The 20,779-nt window shown below is 44.3% G+C and carries 19 protein-coding genes and 1 pseudogene; 6 read left to right on the top strand and 14 right to left on the bottom strand.

Annotated elements, in window-relative coordinates:
* Positions 1-91: 91 nt before the first annotated feature.
* The 3 genes from OCV12_RS08480 to OCV12_RS08470 form a co-directional block, all read right to left on the bottom strand.
* Positions 92-742, bottom strand: a complete 651-nt coding sequence (locus tag OCV12_RS08480) for a DUF2987 domain-containing protein (RefSeq protein WP_239848245.1) — start codon at positions 740-742, stop codon at positions 92-94.
* A 120-nt stretch (positions 743-862) separates the two neighbouring features.
* Complete coding sequence (locus OCV12_RS08475) at positions 863-1,714, bottom strand: glucosaminidase domain-containing protein (protein ID WP_261884380.1); 852 nt, start codon at positions 1,712-1,714, stop codon at positions 863-865.
* Positions 1,707-2,522 (bottom strand): DUF2189 domain-containing protein, encoded by an 816-nt coding sequence (locus OCV12_RS08470; protein WP_029405598.1) that lies wholly within the window; start codon positions 2,520-2,522, stop codon positions 1,707-1,709. Before OCV12_RS08470 ends, OCV12_RS08475 begins: the two co-directional genes overlap by 8 nt.
* 329 nt (positions 2,523-2,851) lie before the next feature.
* On the opposite strand from OCV12_RS08470, the gene potA reads away from it, so the two are divergent.
* From potA to OCV12_RS08440, 6 genes and pseudogenes are all read left to right on the top strand, one after another.
* Positions 2,852-3,967 carry a spermidine/putrescine ABC transporter ATP-binding protein PotA gene (gene potA, locus OCV12_RS08465; RefSeq protein WP_050653493.1) on the top strand — a complete coding sequence of 372 codons (1,116 nt, stop codon included), beginning with the start codon at positions 2,852-2,854 and terminating at the stop codon, positions 3,965-3,967.
* Positions 3,951-4,808, top strand: coding sequence for a spermidine/putrescine ABC transporter permease PotB (gene potB, locus OCV12_RS08460; RefSeq protein WP_017632481.1), 858 nt, complete (start codon positions 3,951-3,953; stop codon positions 4,806-4,808). Before potA ends, potB begins: the two co-directional genes overlap by 17 nt.
* The gene (potC, locus tag OCV12_RS08455; protein ID WP_008217945.1) at positions 4,808-5,578 is read left to right on the top strand and encodes a spermidine/putrescine ABC transporter permease PotC; all 771 of its coding nucleotides are present in this window, start codon (positions 4,808-4,810) and stop codon (positions 5,576-5,578) included. The genes potB and potC overlap by 1 nt, the downstream gene beginning before the upstream one ends.
* A gap of 147 nt (positions 5,579-5,725) precedes the next feature.
* Positions 5,726-6,760, top strand: a complete 1,035-nt coding sequence (locus tag OCV12_RS08450) for an extracellular solute-binding protein (protein ID WP_017632482.1) — start codon at positions 5,726-5,728, stop codon at positions 6,758-6,760.
* Between the two features lie 227 nt (positions 6,761-6,987).
* Positions 6,988-8,025: an extracellular solute-binding protein gene (locus tag OCV12_RS08445; protein ID WP_261884379.1), complete on the top strand. Its 1,038-nt coding sequence runs from the start codon at positions 6,988-6,990 to the stop codon at positions 8,023-8,025.
* 96 nt (positions 8,026-8,121) lie between these two features.
* Positions 8,122-8,909 (top strand): annotated as a pseudogene (locus OCV12_RS08440) (GGDEF domain-containing protein).
* Between the two features lie 160 nt (positions 8,910-9,069).
* On the opposite strand, the gene cobB reads toward OCV12_RS08440, so the two are convergent.
* The 11 genes from cobB to OCV12_RS08385 all read right to left on the bottom strand — a co-directional run bounded on the left by cobB (position 9,070) and on the right by OCV12_RS08385 (position 20,665).
* The gene (gene cobB / locus OCV12_RS08435) at positions 9,070-9,804 is read right to left on the bottom strand and encodes a Sir2 family NAD+-dependent deacetylase (protein WP_261884378.1); all 735 of its coding nucleotides are present in this window, start codon (positions 9,802-9,804) and stop codon (positions 9,070-9,072) included.
* Between the two features lie 259 nt (positions 9,805-10,063).
* Positions 10,064-11,284, bottom strand: coding sequence for an ammonium transporter (locus OCV12_RS08430; RefSeq protein WP_102431931.1), 1,221 nt, complete (start codon positions 11,282-11,284; stop codon positions 10,064-10,066).
* Positions 11,285-11,661: 377 nt separating this feature from the next.
* Positions 11,662-12,078, bottom strand: a complete 417-nt coding sequence (locus OCV12_RS08425; RefSeq protein ID WP_261884377.1) for a hypothetical protein — start codon at positions 12,076-12,078, stop codon at positions 11,662-11,664.
* Positions 12,062-13,135 (bottom strand): formate dehydrogenase subunit gamma, encoded by a 1,074-nt coding sequence (locus tag OCV12_RS08420; RefSeq protein WP_261884376.1) that lies wholly within the window; start codon positions 13,133-13,135, stop codon positions 12,062-12,064. The genes OCV12_RS08425 and OCV12_RS08420 overlap by 17 nt, the downstream gene beginning before the upstream one ends.
* Positions 13,136-13,148: 13 nt before the next feature.
* The gene (gene fdh3B, locus OCV12_RS08415; RefSeq protein ID WP_004742271.1) at positions 13,149-13,757 is read right to left on the bottom strand and encodes a formate dehydrogenase FDH3 subunit beta; all 609 of its coding nucleotides are present in this window, start codon (positions 13,755-13,757) and stop codon (positions 13,149-13,151) included.
* An 11-nt stretch (positions 13,758-13,768) separates the two neighbouring features.
* Complete coding sequence (locus tag OCV12_RS08410; protein ID WP_065677483.1) at positions 13,769-16,624, bottom strand: formate dehydrogenase subunit alpha; 2,856 nt, start codon at positions 16,622-16,624, stop codon at positions 13,769-13,771.
* A gap of 10 nt (positions 16,625-16,634) precedes the next feature.
* Entirely contained in the window at positions 16,635-16,835 is a 201-nt protein-coding gene (locus OCV12_RS08405) for a twin-arginine translocation signal domain-containing protein (protein WP_008217926.1), read from the bottom strand.
* A 78-nt stretch (positions 16,836-16,913) separates the two neighbouring features.
* Positions 16,914-17,546, bottom strand: a complete 633-nt coding sequence (locus OCV12_RS08400; protein WP_186171527.1) for a TorD/DmsD family molecular chaperone — start codon at positions 17,544-17,546, stop codon at positions 16,914-16,916.
* Between the two features lie 9 nt (positions 17,547-17,555).
* Entirely contained in the window at positions 17,556-19,223 is a 1,668-nt protein-coding gene (locus OCV12_RS08395) for a 4Fe-4S dicluster domain-containing protein (RefSeq protein WP_055318796.1), read from the bottom strand.
* Between the two features lie 301 nt (positions 19,224-19,524).
* Entirely contained in the window at positions 19,525-20,211 is a 687-nt protein-coding gene (locus tag OCV12_RS08390) for a DUF3306 domain-containing protein (protein WP_261884375.1), read from the bottom strand.
* Positions 20,201-20,665, bottom strand: coding sequence for a DUF3305 domain-containing protein (locus OCV12_RS08385; protein ID WP_261884374.1), 465 nt, complete (start codon positions 20,663-20,665; stop codon positions 20,201-20,203). The genes OCV12_RS08390 and OCV12_RS08385 overlap by 11 nt, the downstream gene beginning before the upstream one ends.
* Positions 20,666-20,779 lie beyond the last annotated feature (114 nt).

Raw genomic sequence — 20,779 nt, 5'->3', positions numbered from 1 at the left:
AGTAGAAAAAGAAAAGCAGCCTATTCCTATAAGGTTCGGCTGCTTTTCATTGAGCTGTTTAAGCTCTAGTTAGGGGCTTGTTAGGCAAACTCTATTGCGCAGGAATGTAAGGTAATACGCGAATAGTAGGTTCTGGCAACGTGATGCTGTCACTTCCATTCAGTTCTTCTAGGGTGAATTTCGCACGCCCTTGTGTGATTGGGATTTGCTTACCGTTAGACAGCGCGATGTTGCCTTCAAGCTTGTTATTAAATTCCAAGGTTAACCCTTCAACATCCGGCGTGAACCAACTGGAGAACATGCCGCTGACGTCTTCTAACATCGCTTGCATCTGTGGCAACAGGTTTTCCAGTTGTGAGACCTCGACCTTTCCAGCTAAAGGTTCTTGAGTCATTACAACCAAAGAGTACGCACACTCTTGTTCTTGAGTTTGAACAAAGATAAGCGGGTTTGCTGAACGAAGGTTTTGATCGACAGGTAAAAGCAGCTCATGTGTTGGAGATACTTTTAGCTCTTCGTAGTGCTCTTCTTTTTCCATCCATGCTTTGCTGATGTGACAGATGGTTTGAGCTTGTTGATCCACGAAGAACACTGCAACTTTGACGTCATCGTGCCCTTCTTTGGTATTGTTTTTAAGCTGTGTGTAGAGCTTAGAATACGTGAACATGTATTCTTGCGCTGCAGCGGGTAAAGAGACCCCAAGGCTTAGTGAGGCTAATAAAGCGAGTGCTGTCTTTTTCATTATTATAATCTTGTCGAAGTTGAGCGTTTATAAATAGAAAGAGCAGCCATGAGCTGCTCTTTATGTAATGTCGATTGGTGTAGCCTACTATGAAAGGCAACCAACTGAAATCAAATCGAGTTACTTTTTCCAGTATACCTCGTTGTGACGGATCATAGCTTGTAAATCAGTCACATAGTCTGAACCTCGCTCAGAATATTTTAGCAACCCATTGGTAAGCTCTGTAGCGGTGCTCGTCGTAAGCAAATCATCGCCTTGTGCAGCAAGTTTGGCGCGGATCGCTCTTAAATCAGCGTATGCACGATTTCGATTCAGGTTCATGAAATAACGGTGAACAGACTCTTGGCTTGAAGAGAATGTTGCCACTTCATGAGAGCTGCCTTCGTTACGTTGTAGCGGAACAAGGCCACAACCTTTGGTGTAACACCAGTGCCCGAAATAGTTATTCGCTTGAGTTGCAAAACGCGATGTACCCCAAGCTGACTCATTTGCCGCCTGAGTTAACACAAGCGCTTCAGGTAGCACGTTGACACGGTTCAGCATCTCTGTAAGCCAAGCTTGATCTAAGCCTGAAGAAGGCACAGGCAAGCTGTACAACTTCCCTAGCCTTTTTGCGTATGACACATCTTCCGAGTCAATGTTCGAAATGCCAGCGTCAGAAACCTTAGTCAAAAACGCACGCTCTTTAGTGATGCGTTTGTTTTCGATATTAATACTGGGACGTAAATACGAAAAGAAGGTGTCTTTTTTCTCGTTAACATCTTCAATGGCAGCAAAGTTCGGTGTATTTGAAGCCACGGTTAAGTTGCCGAACTGCTGTTCTGAGTCTTGGCTTGTCTTACTTGCACGACGTCGCTCCTCTTCTTGTTGGTAAAGAAGCGGCCCAACTAATGAGATCGAGCCAACAAGGGCAAGTGCTGTCACTTTTAATGCAAGAGATTTGCTTGAGCTTGCTTGAACGTTATTACGCATCGAATACCTGCGGGTTTTTGTTGTTATCGTCGTTATTATCGTCATCACTCTTCGGGTGCTCAGAAGCAATCACCTTAAGTTTGATGCCAAACATTTCGCGGTAAAGAATCCCTTTCACATGGAAGAAGAAAGGCAAAACGAAGATCAGGCCAATGCCGTACATCATCGCAGCGACAATGAACATCAACATAACGAGCAAGTAGATAGACGCAACGGTGAAGATTTTCTTATTCACAGCGCGTAATGAAAGCAGCAGCGATTGCATTGGCGGCACTTTCTTATCACAAATCAGCAGAATTGAATGGCTGAACGCAAGCGAGAAGTAAATCGACAAGAACGGCAGAATCATCCCCGCGATACCTTGCAGCATTAGGCTGAACAAAGTCACCAGAATAACAGGAACCGTGAACTGCAAACCTTTACCAATATGACGCACTTTAGTTTGTAGGCCAGCTGCGTGGCTCATCGCCATTAAACAGATGCCAGCATAGATAGGCGCGCTGATCACTTCATAGCTGAAGTTGGCAATAAAAATGGATTCAACGATTTGTGGCGTAAACGCCTCAGGATCGATAACCGCATCTAAGATAACCGCAGGGTCACCCAGTTGCAGTTTTAGGGCGATATAAAAGATAGCCAGTTGCACGAACATCAGAGCAACAATCGCAGGGGAAAACGAAAGAAAGTGACTTATCGTATGTTTCCAAGCTTCTTGGAATACAGCCGTTGCTTTGAGCTCATAATCGCCGGAAAGTGCACGGTTGATACTACCGCCCAAATTAAAATCTTTTTCGATGTCGTTGTTCATATTGATACCTAGGTGCGCCAATTAAACTAAGCGACCTAACTTATTGATAAAAAATTACCTTCATTATACTCATATGTCGGATACAAACTAAAATATGAATCTGTAACAAGGCTTGCTTTTGCGTCTTAATGGTTAATAATTAGACACTTGTCGGGGTGTAAACCCAGTAAATAACAGTATGGTAAAGGATGTTTACTTTTACCTGCGAAATTTTTTATCTTCGAAAGGTAAAAAATGCTTTGAATTCACGTTTTTGGTGATTATGATGCGCGCCTTAAAGGTGTATAGCAACAGGTCTCAAATAGAACCAAGGTGGAGAAAAACAGACGTTGAACGCTAAAAAATCAGTAGGAAAGCCAGTAGTACAGCTAACTGGCATTAGTAAAAGTTTCGATGGTAAGGAAGTCATCGGCAATCTTGATTTAAACGTAAATCATGGTGAGTTTCTCACGATTTTAGGCCCATCAGGTTGTGGTAAAACAACCGTACTAAGAATGATTGCGGGTTTTGAAACAGCAGATAGTGGTCAAATACTATTAGCTGAACAGAACGTAACCCAAGTTCCTGCTGAACAAAGGCATGTAAACACTGTATTCCAAAGCTATGCCCTATTCCCGCATATGACCGTTTTCGACAATGTGGCATTTGGCTTACGCATGCAGAAAGTACCGAGCAGCGAGATTGAACCTCGTGTAATGGATGCTTTAAAAATGGTGCGCCTAGAACAAATGGCACAACGAAAACCACACCAGCTATCTGGTGGCCAACAGCAACGTATCGCAATCGCTCGTGCTGTCGTTAATAAGCCAAAAGTTCTTCTATTGGATGAGTCTCTATCTGCTCTTGATTACAAGTTACGTAAACAAATGCAAATCGAGTTAAAACAATTACAGCGTCAACTTGGTATAACGTTCATTTTTGTAACGCATGACCAAGAAGAAGCGCTGTCTATGTCTGACCGTATTATTGTTATGCGTGATGGCGTGATTGAACAAGATGGTACGCCAAGAGAGATCTACGAAGAGCCTAAGAACCTTTTTGTAGCCCGCTTCATTGGTGAAATTAACGTATTCGAAGCGACAGCGAAATCTCGTCTAGATGAAAAACGTATTGTTGCGACAATCGAAGGTGAAGAGTCGGTTATCTATCACGATAAAGACGTAACACCGGGTCAAAAACTGCAAGTATTGCTTCGCCCTGAAGATCTTCGTATCGAGGAAATCAAAGAGTCTGAGCAACGCGGTATTGTTGGCCACATTGTCGAGCGAACCTATAAAGGCATGACATTGGATTCAGTGGTAGAACTTGAATCTGGTATGCGTGTAATGGTTAGCGAATTCTTCAACGAAGATGACCCTGATGTTGATCACTCACTGGGCCAAAAAGTTGCAGTAACTTGGGTTGAGAGCTGGGAAGTGGTATTAGAAGATGAGCAAGAAGTTTAATTTACAAAACGCGATTGTTGCTTTAATCACAGGTTGGTTAGTGCTGTTCGTGATGATTCCAAACATCATGATCATCGGTACTAGCTTCTTAACTCGTGACGAAGCGAACTTGATCGAGATGACCTTCACTCTCGATAACTACGTGCGTTTGGCTGACCCGCTGTATTTTAAAGTGCTGATGCACTCTTTCTATATGGCGATTGTCGCAACCCTACTTTGTTTAATCATTGGTTACCCGTTCGCTTACATCGTGGCAAAAATGCCTGCGAAATGGCGTCCAATCATGTTGTTCTTAGTGATTGTGCCATTCTGGACGAACTCTTTGATCCGTACTTACGGACTAAAAGTGGTGCTAGGTACTCAAGGTGTGTTGAACAAAGGCTTGTTAGCATTAGACATTATCGATAAGCCGCTACGTATCATGTACTCAGAAACAGCAGTAATGATTGGTTTGGTGTATATCCTACTGCCGTTCATGATTCTGCCGTTGTATTCAGCGATTGAAAAACTGGATGATACGTATTTAGAAGCCGCTAAAGATTTAGGTGCGAACAAACTGCAAACGCTATTGAAAGTGGTACTACCCCTAACGATGCCTGGCATCATCGGTGGTTGTTTATTAGTACTTCTTCCAGCGTTAGGCATGTTCTACATCTCTGACCTATTAGGCGGTGCTAAGAACCTATTGATTGGTAACGTGATTAAGAGCCAAGTGCTCAACGCTCGAGATTGGCCGTTTGGCGCAGCAACGAGTATCGCACTGACCATGGCAATGGCTGTGATGCTATATGCCTACTACCGAGCAGGTAAGCTATTGAACAAGAAAGTGGAGCTAGACTAATGGGTCGCACAGTTAAGTTCAGCTTTATGGCGCTGGTATACGCTTTTCTATACCTACCTATTATCGTATTAATTGCGAACTCATTTAATGCCAATAAGTTTGGTATGAAATGGGGTGGCTTCACCACTAAGTGGTATGACGCGCTGATTAACAACGACAGCCTAATGCAGGCTGCGTGGCACTCGATTAACGTAGCAGTGTTCTCAGCAACAGCTGCAACGATTGTCGGAAGCCTGACAGCAGTAGCCCTATTCCGTTACCAGTTCAAAGGTAAAGGTGTAGTCAATGGCATGCTGTTCATCGTTATGATGTCACCAGATATCGTCATGGCAATTTCGCTTCTTGCGCTATTCTTGGTAATGGGTGTGCAACTTGGGTTCTTTACCCTACTTGCCGCGCACATTACGTTCTGTCTGCCGTTTGTTGTTGTAACGGTTTACAGTCGCTTGAATGGCTTTGATGTGAAGATGCTAGAAGCAGCAAAAGATTTAGGTGCAAGCGAGTGGACGATTCTAAAACAGATCATCCTTCCTCTTGCTAAGCCAGCGGTAGCTGCGGGTTGGTTATTGAGCTTCACTCTGTCTTTGGACGATGTGATCATCAGTTCTTTCGTAACGGGACCAACGTATGAGATCTTGCCACTGAAGATTTACTCAATGGTTAAAGTGGGTATCTCTCCTGAGGTAAACGCCCTAGCAACAGTGATGTTAGTGGTGTCGTTAGTACTGGTGATTATTTCTCAGTTACTAGCGAGAGAGAAGATCAAGTAAGTCTCTTACTCTATTCAGAGATGAACTTGATAAGAAGTTAACAAACTTCATGTTCTACAAAGTGTTAATCATAAACAGAATGGTAAATTGCCATTCTGTTTTTCTATCTACTGCCTTCGGGCAACGTTTAGTTTGGAGCTAACGTCAATGAAAAAATGGGCTACTCTATTAGCTGGTAGTGCATGTGCGCTTTCAATGTTATCTGCACCGTCTTTTGCAAAAGATAACAAAGAATTGGTATTCATGAACTGGGGACCTTACATCAACAGTGAGATTCTAGAACAGTTCACTGATGAAACTGGTATCAAGGTTATTTACTCGACTTACGAGTCGAACGAAACCTTGTACGCAAAGCTAAAAACACACAACAAAGGCTACGACCTAGTTGTGCCGTCGACTTACTTCGTATCTAAGATGCGTGATGAAGGTATGCTTCAAAAGATCGACAAAACTAAGCTGAACAACTTCAAGAATCTAGATACTAACTACCTAGATAAGCCGTACGACCCAAATAACGACTACTCTATTCCTCACGTAGTTGCTATTACTGGTTTGGCTGTTAACACAGACATGTACGATCCAGAAGATTTCCAAAGCTGGGCTGACCTATGGAAGCCTGAGCTTGAAGGTCAACTGATGATGATGGACGACACTCGTGAAGTGTTCCACATCGCACTGCGTAAACTAGGTTACTCAGGTAACACAACCAACGAGAAAGAGATCGACGAAGCTTACGCTGAACTGCAAAAGCTAATGCCGAACGTTCTTGTGTTCAACTCAGACAACCCAGGCGCGCCTTACATGTCTGGTGAAGTTGGCCTTGGTATGCTTTGGAACGGTTCTGCTGCTGCAGCGCAAAACGAAGGTTTACCAATTAAACTGGTTTTCCCTAAAGAAGGCGGAATCGGTTGGGTTGATAACTTCGCAATCAGCTCTGGCGCGGTAAACGTAGAAGCGGCTCATAAGATGATCGACTTCCTACTTCGCCCTGAAATTGCTGAACAAATTTCTCGTGACACTGGCTACCTAACGGCAGTTAAAGCGTCTAACGAGAAGTTCAAAGACAGCCCTGCTCTGTTCCCGTCTCAAGAAGATCTTGACCGTGTTGAATGGCAAGCTGCGGTTGGCGACAAAACAGTGAAGTACGAAGATTACTTCATGAAGCTTAAAGCCGGTCAGTAAGCGAGTTCGTTATCTAGTTGCTCTGGTCACCAGATGCTAATAAGTCATTGGTTTACTTAACAAGGCTATCTAGATAATCAACAAGTTAAAAATAAGAATATCAATGAATAGGCAGCTTAGGCTGCCTATTTTGTTATATCGCTGCTATAATCTAGCGCGATTTTTAGAAATCCTTTTACTTTGGGTTCACTACCCAGCTCCAAATCAAACAAATGAACGGAACAGTAATGAAAAAAACACTGTATACCGGCGCATTGTGTGCTGCTACTTTACTTTCTACACCCTCTTTCGCAGCTGACCAAGAACTGTATTTTTACAACTGGTCTGAATATATCCCGAATGAAGTACTAGAAGACTTCACAGAAGAGACTGGCATTAAAGTCTACTACTCAACTTATGAGTCTAACGAAAGCATGTACGCTAAGTTAAAAACTCAAGGTACGGGTTACGACTTAGTGGTTCCTTCTACTTACTTCGTTTCTAAGATGCGTAAAGAAGGCATGCTTCAAGAGCTTGATAAAACTAAGCTAAGCCACTTTACTGATTTGGATCCAAATTACTTAGATAAGCCATTTGACCCAAGCAACAACTACTCGATCCCTTACATCTGGGGCGCAACGGGTATTGGTATCAACTCAGATATGCTAGACAAGTCTTCAGTGAAAAACTGGGGCGATCTGTGGGATACACAGTGGGAAGGTCAATTGATGATGATGGATGACTCTCGTGAGGTTTTCCACATTGCACTTTCTAAACTGGGTTACTCTCCAAACACAACCAACCCAGAAGAAATCAAAGAAGCGTACGAAGAACTTCGTAAGCTAATGCCAAACGTATTGGTATTTAACTCAGATTTCCCAGCGAACCCTTACCTAGCGGGTGAAGTGTCTCTTGGTATGCTTTGGAATGGTTCTGCTTACATGGCACGCCAAGAAGGCGCAACGATTGACATTATCTGGCCAGAAAAAGGCGCTATCTTTTGGATGGATAGCCTAGCGATTCCTTCAGGTGCTAAGAACATCGAAGCGGCTCATAAGATGATCGACTTCCTTCTTCGCCCAGAGAACGCAGCTAAGATTGCTCTAGAGATCGGTTACCCGACTCCAGTGAAAACGGCTTACCCTCTTCTTCCTAAAGAATTTGCTGAAGATAAGAACGTTTTCCCACCACAATCAGTGATGGATAACGGCGTTTGGCAAGATGAAGTTGGTGAAGCGAGCGTTATTTATGACGAGTACTTCCAAAAACTTAAAGTAAACAACTAGATTGTTACTGACAGGTTAATAAAGCGGCGTAAGCCGCTTTATTTTTATCTATACTTTATATACGATGGCATTAAACGATATGGAGTGCGTTATAATATGCCAGCGAACCCTATACTATTGGTTGTGACTCTAATGCTGCTTGCGTCATTATTGATGCTTGGCCTGAGTTCATTCATCCACATAGACTCTAATTACGACCTGTTTTTCGAAACGAACACGCTCGTGATCACCATGTATATCTACTACGTTGCTCGTCACGCTATTCGCCCTCATAAAATCCTTCGCTGCGGCGCGCTGCTTCTTATATTCAATCTATTCTATGATGTGACCACAGAGCTTAAACATCTCGATGAATGGGCAGACAGAAATGAATTGCTCGATACTTTCCTCGAAGATGGCTTATTGCAAATAGCCTTCTTACTTATTGCCTATGGCATTACTGAGCTGACGACTCAATTGAAAGATCAAAGTAAGCAGATGAGCTAACAGGTTTGTACAATCGTAAGAAGTTTGATGCCATCAAACTCAAAGAATTTGAGCTTATCTATTTCGACTTAGACGGTTTAAAAACGGTGAATGACCGCAAAGGCCATAAAGTCGGTGATCTGATGATCGTTCGCTTCTCTCAAGCATTAAGCCAATCAGTATTAGAAGATGAAATGGTGTTTCGTGTCGGCGGTGACGAGTTTGTTGCGACGGCACAGTTAGGTCGTGGTGGAGAGTTCGTCAGCCAAGTAAGCAACCTACTCCATGGTGAAAATATCTCTTTCTCTTACGGCATAGAAGTGACTTGTCAGGAGAACTTTCAACAGGCGCTGGATAAGTCAGATAAGGCGATGTATGAAATGAAAAAAGCGCAGCGTTCGATTCCAACAGGTTCATAAATCTATCAAAGAGCACTTAAGTCTCTCAAAGAGTTCTTAAGTCTCCTAAATAAAAATGGCTTCACGAACAAAAAAGCAAACACTTATCTAACGTGCCGAGTGGCCATTAGATACGTATTTGCTTTTCGTTGCTGTTACTTTTTAGATACGAATATCTTTATTAAGCCGTTAACGAGCTTGTCTCAGTACAAAGAAGCTCACCGACTAGCTTGGGTACTTCGATACTCGCTTTACCGTAACGCTTCTCTTCAAATTCGCTCTCTACTGCACTTGGCTCAAGGTTGATTTCTATCGTATGTGCGCCATGCATTTTCGCATCATGTACAAATCCGGCAGCTGGATACACCACGCCTGATGTACCGATTGAGATAAATAGATCGGCCTCTTCTAGCGCGGAATAAATGTCGCCCATTCTTAATGGCATTTCACCAAACCAAACAATGTGTGGACGCATTTGTGCGGGAATCTGACAACAGTGGCAAAGCTCACCTGTCTCGATGTTGTCTTTATGGTCAATAACCTGATTCGACTCGCTGCAACGTGCTTTAAGCAATTCACCATGCATGTGGATGATATTGTTGCTACCGCCTCTTTCATGCAGGTTGTCGATGTTTTGAGTAATGATGGTAACTTTGCCATCAAGCTTGTCTTCAAGCTCTCCTAGCGCCTTGTGGGCTGAATTTGGCTGAATGCTTTCGTTTTGCAGACCGTGACGACGCTTGTTGTAAAACGCTTGTACTAAGTCAGGATCTTTTGCAAAGCCTTCAGGTGTTGCGACATCTTCGATTTTATGGTTTTCCCATAATCCGTCTTGTGCTCGGAATGTTTGAATCCCCGACTCTGCAGAGATGCCAGCGCCAGTAAGAATTACGATATTTCGATATGGGAAATGCATATAACGTCCTTTTAGATATGTCACTTTGTAATAGCTTAGCACTGTTCAAATTCCAACAATAGTTTTAGGGATTAGACCATAGTCTTAGGCAACTGAATTCATTGGCTATTTGTGACATAACTCGCTTGATAGCTGTGACCGTTCCTACACAAACTCTCTGTTTTGTTATCTATAGAAACAAAAAAAGCGACCGAAGCCGCTTAGTTTTGTTTAACTGTTATGTACTCGATGAGTTTAAAACTCATCACAGCAACTAGAGTTAGTCTTCGTTGATAGAAGAGATCTTATGGATTGAAAGATCCGCGCCGTTGAATTCGTCTTCTTCACTCAAACGGAGGCCTGTGAGCTTGCTCAGAACGCCATAAACAATCAAAGCGCCAATTAAAGCAACAGCAATACCCGCCAGTGTACCAACCACTTGAGAAGCAAAGCTCACACCGCCTAAGCCCCAGAATGTTTGTGAGCCGAAGATACCCGCCGCAATGCCACCCCAAGCGCCACATACGCCGTGTAGAGGCCACACACCTAATACATCATCAATCTGTGTTTTGTTTTGCATGTAAGTGAACAGGTAAACGAACAATGCGCCTGCCACGCCGCCCGTCACTAACGCGCCTAATGGGTGCATTAAGTCTGAACCTGCACAAATCGCTACTAAGCCAGCCAAAGGACCATTATGAATAAAGCCCGGGTCATTCTTACCTGCAACAAGCGCCGCAAGAATACCGCCAACCATCGCCATCAGTGAGTTCATTGCCACTAGGCCGCTGATGCCGTTGATTGCTTGTGCAGACATCACGTTAAAGCCAAACCAACCCACACATAAGATCCAAGAACCTAGCGCTAAGAAAGGAATGTTCGATGGTGCGAAGTTTGTGTGTTTACCCGCGCGGATGCGACCTTTACGCATACCAAGGAAGTAAACAGCAACCAATGCAATCCAACCGCCAACACCATGAACAACCACGGAGCCTGCGAAGTCATGGAATCCATAGCCAAATTGGCCTTCTAACCAATCTTGGAAGCCAAAATTACCATTCCAAATGATGCCTTCGAAAAATGGGTAGATGAAACCGACCGTAAACAGTGTCGCAATCAAAATTGGATAGAAACGAGCACGCTCTGCGATACCACCGGAAACAATCGCAGGAATTGCGGCTGCGAAGGTCATTAGGAAGAAGAACTTAACCAGTTCGTATCCATTACCTTGTGAGAGCGTTTCAGCGTCGGCAAAAAAGTGAGCGCCGTAAGCAACCCAGTAACCGATAAAGAAATAAGCGATGGCGGAGACACCAAAGTCGGAAAGGATCTTAACCAGCGCGTTGACTTGGTTCTTCTTTCGGACGGTACCGACTTCGAGAAACGCAAAGCCAGCATGCATCAGGAATACCATAATTGCGCCGAGTAATAGGAATAAAGTGTCTGAACTTTGGGTAAGGGTTTGTACTGCACTATGAACTTGAGTCACCGTTTCACTCATTAAAGCATTCTCCTTCGCTTTATCTGATTTGCACTGATATCGTGCGATTCAATGTTGTAATTAATTAAAGACTCAACAGTGAACGCAAGATGTGTTCCAAGTGCGAAGGGTAATTTTCGTGCAACAGATTTTATTATTAACTTATTGATTATTATAGTTTAAATATTTAGGTGCACTTTTATGGTTCTTGAAATCCAAAAAAATCACACCGACAATTGCACCAAATAAGGGAGTTGCACCATATTGAAGCGGTCAATAAGTAGATTCTGATGCAGATAGCGGCTGACAACTATTTACGGTTCCGGAGACTTAAAAACAAAAAGCCCAGTGAAATGAATCACTGGGCTTTCTTTAGGTATGTCGTTAACGTGTTAGCGTTACAGGTTTGGTCCTGTCGACGGGTTTTGCGGTAGGTTTTGACTTAAACGTTGCATGCCTTGATACATGCGGATAAACCAAACCACAATCGCAACACCACCGAATAACATGCCTACATATGGGATGTAGTAAGCGATGTCATCGATAATATGGTTTTGATACCAGTAATCGTTCACACCGATTAACACGCCATTAGAGGTCGCTACCGTCACGATAAGCACCACAAAGAACGTCAGGTTCAAGAAGAACGAGCGAATCAAGCCGTAGTAATGGGTATCCACTACTTCGCCGTCTTCGCCTTTATCTAAACGATAGCCTGCGTAGATGATGGCAACCACACCAGAGAGAAGGCAAGTAAATGGCGTAAAGCAGCTTAGTATGTAAGTGACCCAAATACCTTTATGAGGTTTGTTCATTCTTATTCACCCCTTCCGTTTTCTCTGTTGTTGCATTTGCGCTTTGTTCAACGCCGTTTTTCTCTTGTTCCATCACTTCTTTGTACCAAAGGTCATGGTGCTCTTTAGCCCAAGTTTCATCAACTTCGCCTGTTACCATGCCTTCAAGTGCGCCTTCCATACCGAACAAACCGATGTAGATGTGGAACACGAAACCACAGATAAGGATCAAAGCAGCCAACATGTGGACTAGGTTTGAAAGCTCCATATCTCGACGGGTTTGACCGAAGATTGGGAAGTCTAAAACCAAGCCACTGATCGCAGCCACACTACCCATAACAATCAATAGCCAGAACAGTGCTTTTTCACCCGCGTTCGAAAACTCTGCAGATGGATGAGAACCTTTATGTTTCCCGACCATGCCACCCAGTTTCATGAACCACTGGATATCGACCATCTTGAAGATAGACTTGCGCCACCATTTGATAAGAACAGCCATCAACAGTACATAGAAAATCGGGCCGATGTAGTTATGGTATTGCTTAGCCAGTAGAACGATGAAGCCCCATAGATCCGTTGGGATATAAGGTTTGAAGAAGTGTTTACCGTAAACCAACATCAAACCACTGAAAGCCAGTGTTAAGAAGGTAAACGCCATGCTCCAGTGCAATGCACGATCAAGTCGAGACCAACGTTTGATCTTACGCCCTGTTCTTGGTGCACTTAGCATAAGCGGGCCAATCACAACGTACATCAAAGTCACAAAAGCAATACTGCCAAAGATAGCGACAGCACCGGCTGGTGACATCCACTTCTCTTTCAATATGTACCACGTTTGACCTGGAGTACTGATTAACACACCGTGCTCAGCCGATTGAGATGTGGTGTAACCTTCCTCACCATTTCTTACTTGTCGCCAAAAATCGGCACCAGCAAGTTGTGTGATTTCTCGTTGAGCAGAGCTCGATTGAGTTTGTGATGAGTTCGTCTCAGATGCATGACTCATAGGAGAAAGCATTGTTAGTGCCGCCAACATCGGCAGCACAACAAGGAAGAGACGCTTAAACATTGTAAGCATATGTCTCTCCTACTTAGCTCTTAGTCGCATCGTAAGAAAGGTCGTTGCCGTCCGTCCAACCTGCACCTTTCGCACCACGTTCAACAACACGCTGACGGAAAACATCAGAAACTTTCTCTGCGTCACCCGCTAGCAGTGCTTTGGTTGAACAAAGCGAAGCACACATTGGCAGTTTGCCTTCAGCAATACGGTTCGCACCGTATTTTTGACGCTCTTCAACAGAACCTGGCTCTGTTTCTGGGCCGCCAGCACAGAAGGTACATTTGTCCATCTTACCGCGCTCACCAAACGCTTCCTGTTTAGGGAATTGAGGTGCGCCAAACGGACAAGCAAACAAGCAGTAACCACAACCGATACACAGATCTTTATTGTGAAGTACGATGCCGTCTTCTGTATGTTCAAAACAGTCTGCAGGACAAACTGCCATACATGGCGCATCAGTACAGTGCATACACGCTACTGAGATTGAGTTTTCACCCGGTTCACCATCGTTCAGTGTCACAACGCGACGACGTTGAATACCCCATTCCAGAGCATCATCATTTTCATTCTTACATGCAGTGACACAACCGTTACATTCGATACAACGCTTGGTGTCACAAAGAAATTTCATTCTAGCCATTTTAAGACTCCTTACGCTTTACGAATATTACAAAGGGTTACTTTCGTTTCCTGCATCAACGTGACAGGGTCGTAACCATAAGTGGTTGCTGTGTTAGCAGCTTCACCAATAACGTAAGGATCAGTGCCTTCTGGGTATTTAGAACGCAAATCTTCGCCTTGGAACTTACCACCGAAGTGGAATGGAATGAACGCCAGACCCGGTTTCACACGACGTGTAACCATCGCTTTCACCTTAATACGGCCCTTCTCTGCACCTTCAACCCAAACATCATCACCGTCTTTGAAGCCGATGTCGTTTGCGTCTTTCGGGTTCACTTCAACGAACATCTCTTGTTGAAGCTCAGCTAGCCATGGGTTTGAACGTGTCTCTTCACCACCACCTTCGTACTCAACCAGACGACCAGAAGTCAGGATAATCGGGTATTCACCAGATTTGTCTTGTTCTTGAATCGACTTGTAAAGCGTAGGAACACGGAAGATCGCTTCTTTGTCATCCCACGTTGGGTAGTCAGCAACTAGGTCGCGACGTGGCGTGTAAAGCGGCTCACGGTGCAGTGGTACTCGGTCTGGGAATGTCCAAACAATCGCACGTGCTTTCGCATTACCAAATGGGATACAACCGTGTTTAATTGCCACACGTTGGATACCACCTGAAACGTCAGTCTTCCAGTTCTTGCCTTCAGCAGACGCTTTCTCTTCTGCAGTTAGATCATCCCACCAACCCAGTTGTTTCAGTAGTTTGTCACTGAACTCTGGGTAACCGTCTTTGATTTCGCTGCCTTTCGAGTAGCTGTCTTCAGCCAGTAGGCTTTGACCTTCAAACTCCACACCGAAACGAGTACGGAAGTTACCGCCGCCCTCTGCAACAGGCTTAGACGTATCGTAAAGGATATGTGTGCCTGGGTGTTTCATCTCTGGGTTGCCCCAACATGGCCAAGGAAGACCGTAAGTCTCGCCATTCGCAGGGCCACCTTCTGCAGCAAGTGTGGTTTTGTGGAACGTGTGCCAGTTTTGTTGGTGCTCTTTCAAGCGCTCTGGGCTTTGACCTGTGTAGCCGATCGTCCACATACCTTTGTTGAATTCACGAGTGATGTCTTCAATCAATGGTTGGTTGTTCTCAACACGGATGTTTTTGAACAGCTGATCCGAGAAACCAAGCTTCTTAGAAAGAAGGTACATGATTTCATGGTCAGGCTTAGATTCGAACAGAGGATCTACCACTTTGTCACGCCACTGTAGAGAACGGTTTGATGCCGTTACACTGCCGTAGGTTTCAAACTGAGTCGTCGCTGGAAGCAGGTAAACGCCGTCAGTACGATCGTTCATTACCGCTGCAACCGTTGGGTATGGGTCAACAATAACCATCATATCCAGCTTCTGCATCGCCTTCTTCATTTCAGGACCACGAGTCTGAGAGTTCACTGCGTGACCCCAGTAGAACATCGCGCGGATGTTTTCGCGTTGACGAATCTTGTCTTTGTCTTCAAGCACACCATCAACCCAACGAGAGACAGGAATACCTGCACTGTTCATTGGTTTTTGACCGCCGTATGCGTTGTCGTCGAAACGGCCTTTGATCCAATCAAAGTCTACGTCCCAAACTTTAGACCAGTGACGCCAAGAACCTTCAGACAAGCCGTAGTAGCCCGGAAGTGTGTCAGACAGTACGCCAAGGTCAGTTGCGCCTTGTACGTTGTCGTGACCACGGAAGATGTTTGCACCGCCGCCTGATTTACCGATATTACCTAGCGCAAGCTCTAGTACACAGTAAGCACGTGTGTTGTTGTTACCCGTCGTGTGTTGAGTACCACCCATACACCAAACGATACAACCCGGACGGTTTTCAGAAAGTAGTTTCGCAGTGTGGTAAACGTCTTCTTCACTTACGCCTGTTACACGCTCAACTTCAGCTGGGCTCCACTTCGCGACTTCTTCACGGATCTCGTCCATGCCGAATACACGTTGGCGGATGAATTCTTGGTCTTCCCATTTGTTAGCAAAGACATGCCATAACACACCCCAGATAAACGCAACGTCAGAACCTGGGCGAAGTGATACATAGTGATCAGATTTCGCAGCAGTACGTGTACGACGAGGGTCCGCAACAACGATCTTACAGTTGTTCTTCTCTTTCGCGATCAAGATGTGTTGCATCGCAACCGGGTGAGCTTCTGCTGGGTTTGAACCAATGAACAGCATCGACTTACAGTTGTGCATATCATTGAACGAGTTTGTCATTGCACCGTAACCCCAAGTGTTCGCAACACCGGCTACTGTGGTTGAGTGACAAATACGCGCTTGGTGGTCAACGTTGTTGGTGCCCCAAAGCGACGCCATCTTACGGAATGCGTAAGCTTGCTCGTTGCTGTGTTTCGCACTGCCTAGGAAGTAAACTGAATCAGGGCCAGACTCTTTACGAAGTTCTAGCGCTTTGTTTCCAATCTCTTCAATCGCTTGTTCCCAAGAAAGCTTCTTCCACTTACCGCCTTCCAATTTCATTGGGTACTTAAGACGACGTTCACCGTGGCCGTGCTCACGAAGTGCTGCACCTTTCGCACAGTGTCCACCAGCGTTAAATGGGTGATCGAATGCAGGCTCTTGACCTGTCCATACGCCATTTTGAACTTCAGCGTAGATACCACAACCCACAGAACAGTGAGAACAGATAGTACGTTTCACTTCTGTTTTCGCTTCTGGATCGACTGATTTTGCCTGTGCTTTCTTCATCATGCCCGGTGCGAATAGACTTGCGCCTACCACTGCGCCACCAGCAGCTAATGAAGTATTTTTCATGAAGGCACGTCGAGACACGCCTAACTGATTGGTTTCTTTGCTCACACTATCGGAGCGTTTGACAAGTTTCATCCGTTATCTCCTAAAGTGTGTCGTAGTAATCGCGAATATGTTGCGTTTCACGATACCCAGTCTTCTTCACGTCTTCTTTCGAAATTTCAACAGTTTCTGAAGCGGTTGCCACTTTAGTTGTACCAGCGACAACGGCACCAGCTACGGCTGCAGTCGTCAAGCCTTTGAGTAAGTCCCTACGGCTTGTATTTATATCTTTATTATCTTTCATCATTGCTTCCTTACCTTACGGTAGATCTTTTTTTGGAGGCTTAATGCCCCTCTATCGATATAATCGCGTACTGCTCGATTACTCGTAATCAGTGACGTTTTTCACATCAATCTTTAATTTGTGCTTACTGCTTTTTGTATTCACGCTAAAACGCACTTGTTCTAACGTTAGGAATGCTTCACACAGCTGAGCTGCCGATTTGTAGAAGTTCGCGCTTTCTGCCCCTTCAAGTTGACGCGTGAAAGAGTTAAACCAAGGGCCAAGGTGCTTATTGAACACCGCTTGTTGCAGGGCTTCTTCTTCAGCCGTTAGCATGGCCATTACTTCACACAATGCTGCGATATGATCTTCTGGCTCTTTCACTTGATCGTCACGCTCAATGCCTAAAAGCTCTAAATCATGACGAATCTCTGCCAATGGTTTTTCCATCATGGCGCCAGTGCGATGCCAAGAACCAAATGGAACGACTTCTCCACGACCAATGCCGATGAACAAGTCTTGATATTCGTCTTCTAATGCTTCACGGTTTGATTCTGTTGCCGCTTGTTGAATGGCAATCCAAGCCTTTTGCATAGCGCTTTCAGACGCTTCAATATCTAGCGTTTTTAGAAAGTCGATCACCTCTTCAGAAGGTGCGCTACGAAACAGTGCAGATAGAACCAAATAGATCTCGGTTCTTAGTGTCTGTTCTTGATCCAAATTCGTTTCCAAGGCCAACTCCTAGTATTTCAATTGTTTCAATGGGTCTTGAGCCATTGAATCGAACATATCTACCACACGACAGTCTTCACACATCGCAATACGATTAATCGCTGCTTCATCTGAAAAGTGAGAGTGACCGCGTAACTTGTTCTGTAACATGTCAATCATAGATTGAGGTGCGAATGGTTTATGGCAACGTACACATTCCGCTGCTTTCTCTTCATGAATCACAACCGCTTTCTGACGTTCTTCTTTCACCCAGTTCATACGAGGCGTAAGAGTCAGAACATTCTCAGGACATGCTTTTTCACACAGACCACATTGAATACAGTCTTGTTCTACAAATTTAAGTGATGGAGATGCGCCGTCGGTATGAAGCGCACGTGTCGGACACACAGCCACACAACTCATACACAAAGTACAATCTTTGCTTTCACACGAAACCGTGCCATATGGCGCATTCGATGGAAGCTCAACAATGTTCTCAACTGGAATACGAGCCGAAGACATCGCATCAAGAGCAGTGAATAGACGTTGACGCTTATTGCCTTGAAGATCGCCAAGTGCAAGGTCGAACGAATCAACACACAGTGTCGGAGGACCTTCACGTAGAGACTCTAAGTACAGAATATCGATGGTTTCTTTTGGAATACCGATTTGGTCTAGCAGTTCCTGTGCAATCCCTACTTCGTTATTCAGAACTCGAATGATCGTTTCTGGCATAAAGCGAGATGCAGCAAACAGAACCTGAGTCGCGCCATTGACTAGAGCTGCAAACCAAGTATCGATGCCGATAGAAGGCAGTTCTTCGACAACAATAGGAATCACGTTGTCTGGTAACGCTTTAAGTGCCATCACGTTGTAGGTTTCATGACGTGAGCTACAAATAAGTACGATTGGATCCAGACCGCCCGCTTGCTCGTAGTTAGCTAGCGTACGTTCAATGAATTTTTGAGTATCGTCAGGGTTAGGCAATGCGTAAGAGATAGCTTCTGTCGGACAGCTCGTTGCACAAGTACCCACGCCTTGGCATAGGTAAGGGTTAATCTCGATCTTGTGACCCGTCTTATCTGAGCCTTCACTTGAAAGCGCGCCAGCTGGACAAGCATCAACACAACGCTCACAACCTTTCACGCCACGAGAACTGTGCGCACATAGGTCTGTGTCTAAACGGAAGAATTTAGGCTTATCAAACGTGCCCATTAACGTAGGAATCTCTTCTAACGCTTCAGCCAGTTTTGGATAACCGCGCCCTACTGGGTAATAACCAGGAACAGGCACTTCTTCAGTCATACAGCTACTTAGGCATAAATCCAAAACTACATCGAAGCAGTCATGATTAATCGCCACTTTCGCTAGGTTATTGGTTAGGCCTTTGCTTTCGATAAGAACTTCGAACGTACCAAGGAAACCAGAAACTTGAACCGCGTTCGCGTAGTAAAGCTCTGACTCAGTATTCGTCGCTTTCACACCATCGGTTGAAAGCAGTGTCAGGCTTGTTAACTGAGGCAATTGCGCCGCAGCACTTTCGATGATCGCCGTTGGACCAATAATCAGCGTATTACCACCACTTTCATAACTGACTGTCGGTGGAATCAGGTTTGTTAACTCAACTGTATTTTCAAATGCATACAGCCTTGCTTTCGCGTTATTTGAAGTTGCTTGTTCTAATAATTGTTTAAGCATTGCTCAGTTCCATCTTTGGATATGGATAATCTGTTCAACCTTCATTGTAGTTAGCGATAGAGAACTTGCTGAGTAATCAGTTAACAACTAACGGTCTCGCTAGCTATTCATTATCCAGTCAACCTTACTCAGGCTATCTACAAAAAAGTTGATAATGAACGATATTTAGCAAATGCCATGCCAATTTAATAAGTGATTATTTTCAATGAATTAGCGTGAATTTAAGTCTGTTTGGACAATAAAAAAACCGCTTGGGACATTTTGTCGCAAGCGGCTCATTGAGTGTTTAGTCAAAATGTACCTATTCTTTGTGTGGTATATTTTGTCCCACCTCTTTTAGGTCATCTTCTATAGATTCGGTGTCGTTATTATCTAGTACTGTGTTTTTGCACAGTTCTTTTTCTTGCCCCGTAATTTCGTCACTTTCAACAAGCTCTGATTCCGTTTCTTCAACGTTATTCATTGAGTGTTCTTCTTTATTTTCAACATCTTGAGATGATTCCTCAGCGGTATCTTCTTCCGTCTTATCTTTGACCCAATCACGTAATGTTTCAGCGACATCTTCGGAAAGTGACTTAAGATTGCTGTAATCGTCATCATAATCATCTAAGCCATCACGCACATTAAACTCCTCTGAGAGAAATAATTTACGCAATGCGGCTTTTTTTACGCTTTCTGAGGCTTCTGATACCAATAGTTGAGCAACAGACAAATCTTCACTTGCTTCACTGGCTCCATCTTGCGTGGCTTCAGTCTCAGTATCAGTATCAGTATCAGTATCTGGAGCGTTTTCTGATGACTCAGATGTTTCTACGTCAGCAGAAGAAAGTGCATCAGACGAAGTTTCAGAAGTTGGGGCCTCTGAGGGCGCCACTTGAACTTCTTCAAGCTTTTGCTCGGATTCTAATACCTGTTCCGCTTCTGACGCTTGATCGGCAGAGTCGTCGAGTTTTCGTTGAGACCAACGGCTAAAGAAATTAGTTGCCATTTGATCTGCCCGCCCCTTTGCGTTTCTTACGTCTTGCTTCTAATAACTCGCCATGACGGCCGATAAAGGCTTCCATCCAGGCTTGTACAGGCAAAGGCATGTCGTAAGACAATACTTGGTTATCTCCGTCCATGTATTGCCCTGCAACGGTTTGTGAGGCTGTCAGCAATTGAATGATTGGCTTAACGCCTGAATCGACATTATCCATCACTAAGAAAAGCTTCGGTTGTTGAGAGCTCAAATTGAATCGGTAGTCAGTACGTTCGTCTTTGTGTAACTGAAGCAAACACACGTCTTGAGTATCGTCTTCTGGTGACAGTTCAAATCCGGTCAATTCCCATTGAGTGGTTACCCAGATGCCCGTTTTGATCTCTTTCTCTACTCTTTGGACGCCGATAGGCCAAGCTGCTTCTGTTTTCTCATATTGTTCTTTGAATTCTTTTATCTCAGACATACTTCACCCAATTGATTTTCTTTGGTCTGAATGCACTTAGGACATTTTGTACTGAGCGCAATCATATAAGCCCTATAAAGCAATAAACACGCCAATAACCGCTAACCTACATCA

Source organism: Vibrio pomeroyi, assembly GCF_024347595.1.
Classification (GTDB): Bacteria; Pseudomonadota; Gammaproteobacteria; order Enterobacterales; family Vibrionaceae; genus Vibrio; species Vibrio pomeroyi.
Note: the sequence above shows the minus strand (reverse complement) of the source record. Positions and strands in the feature narration are given on the sequence as shown.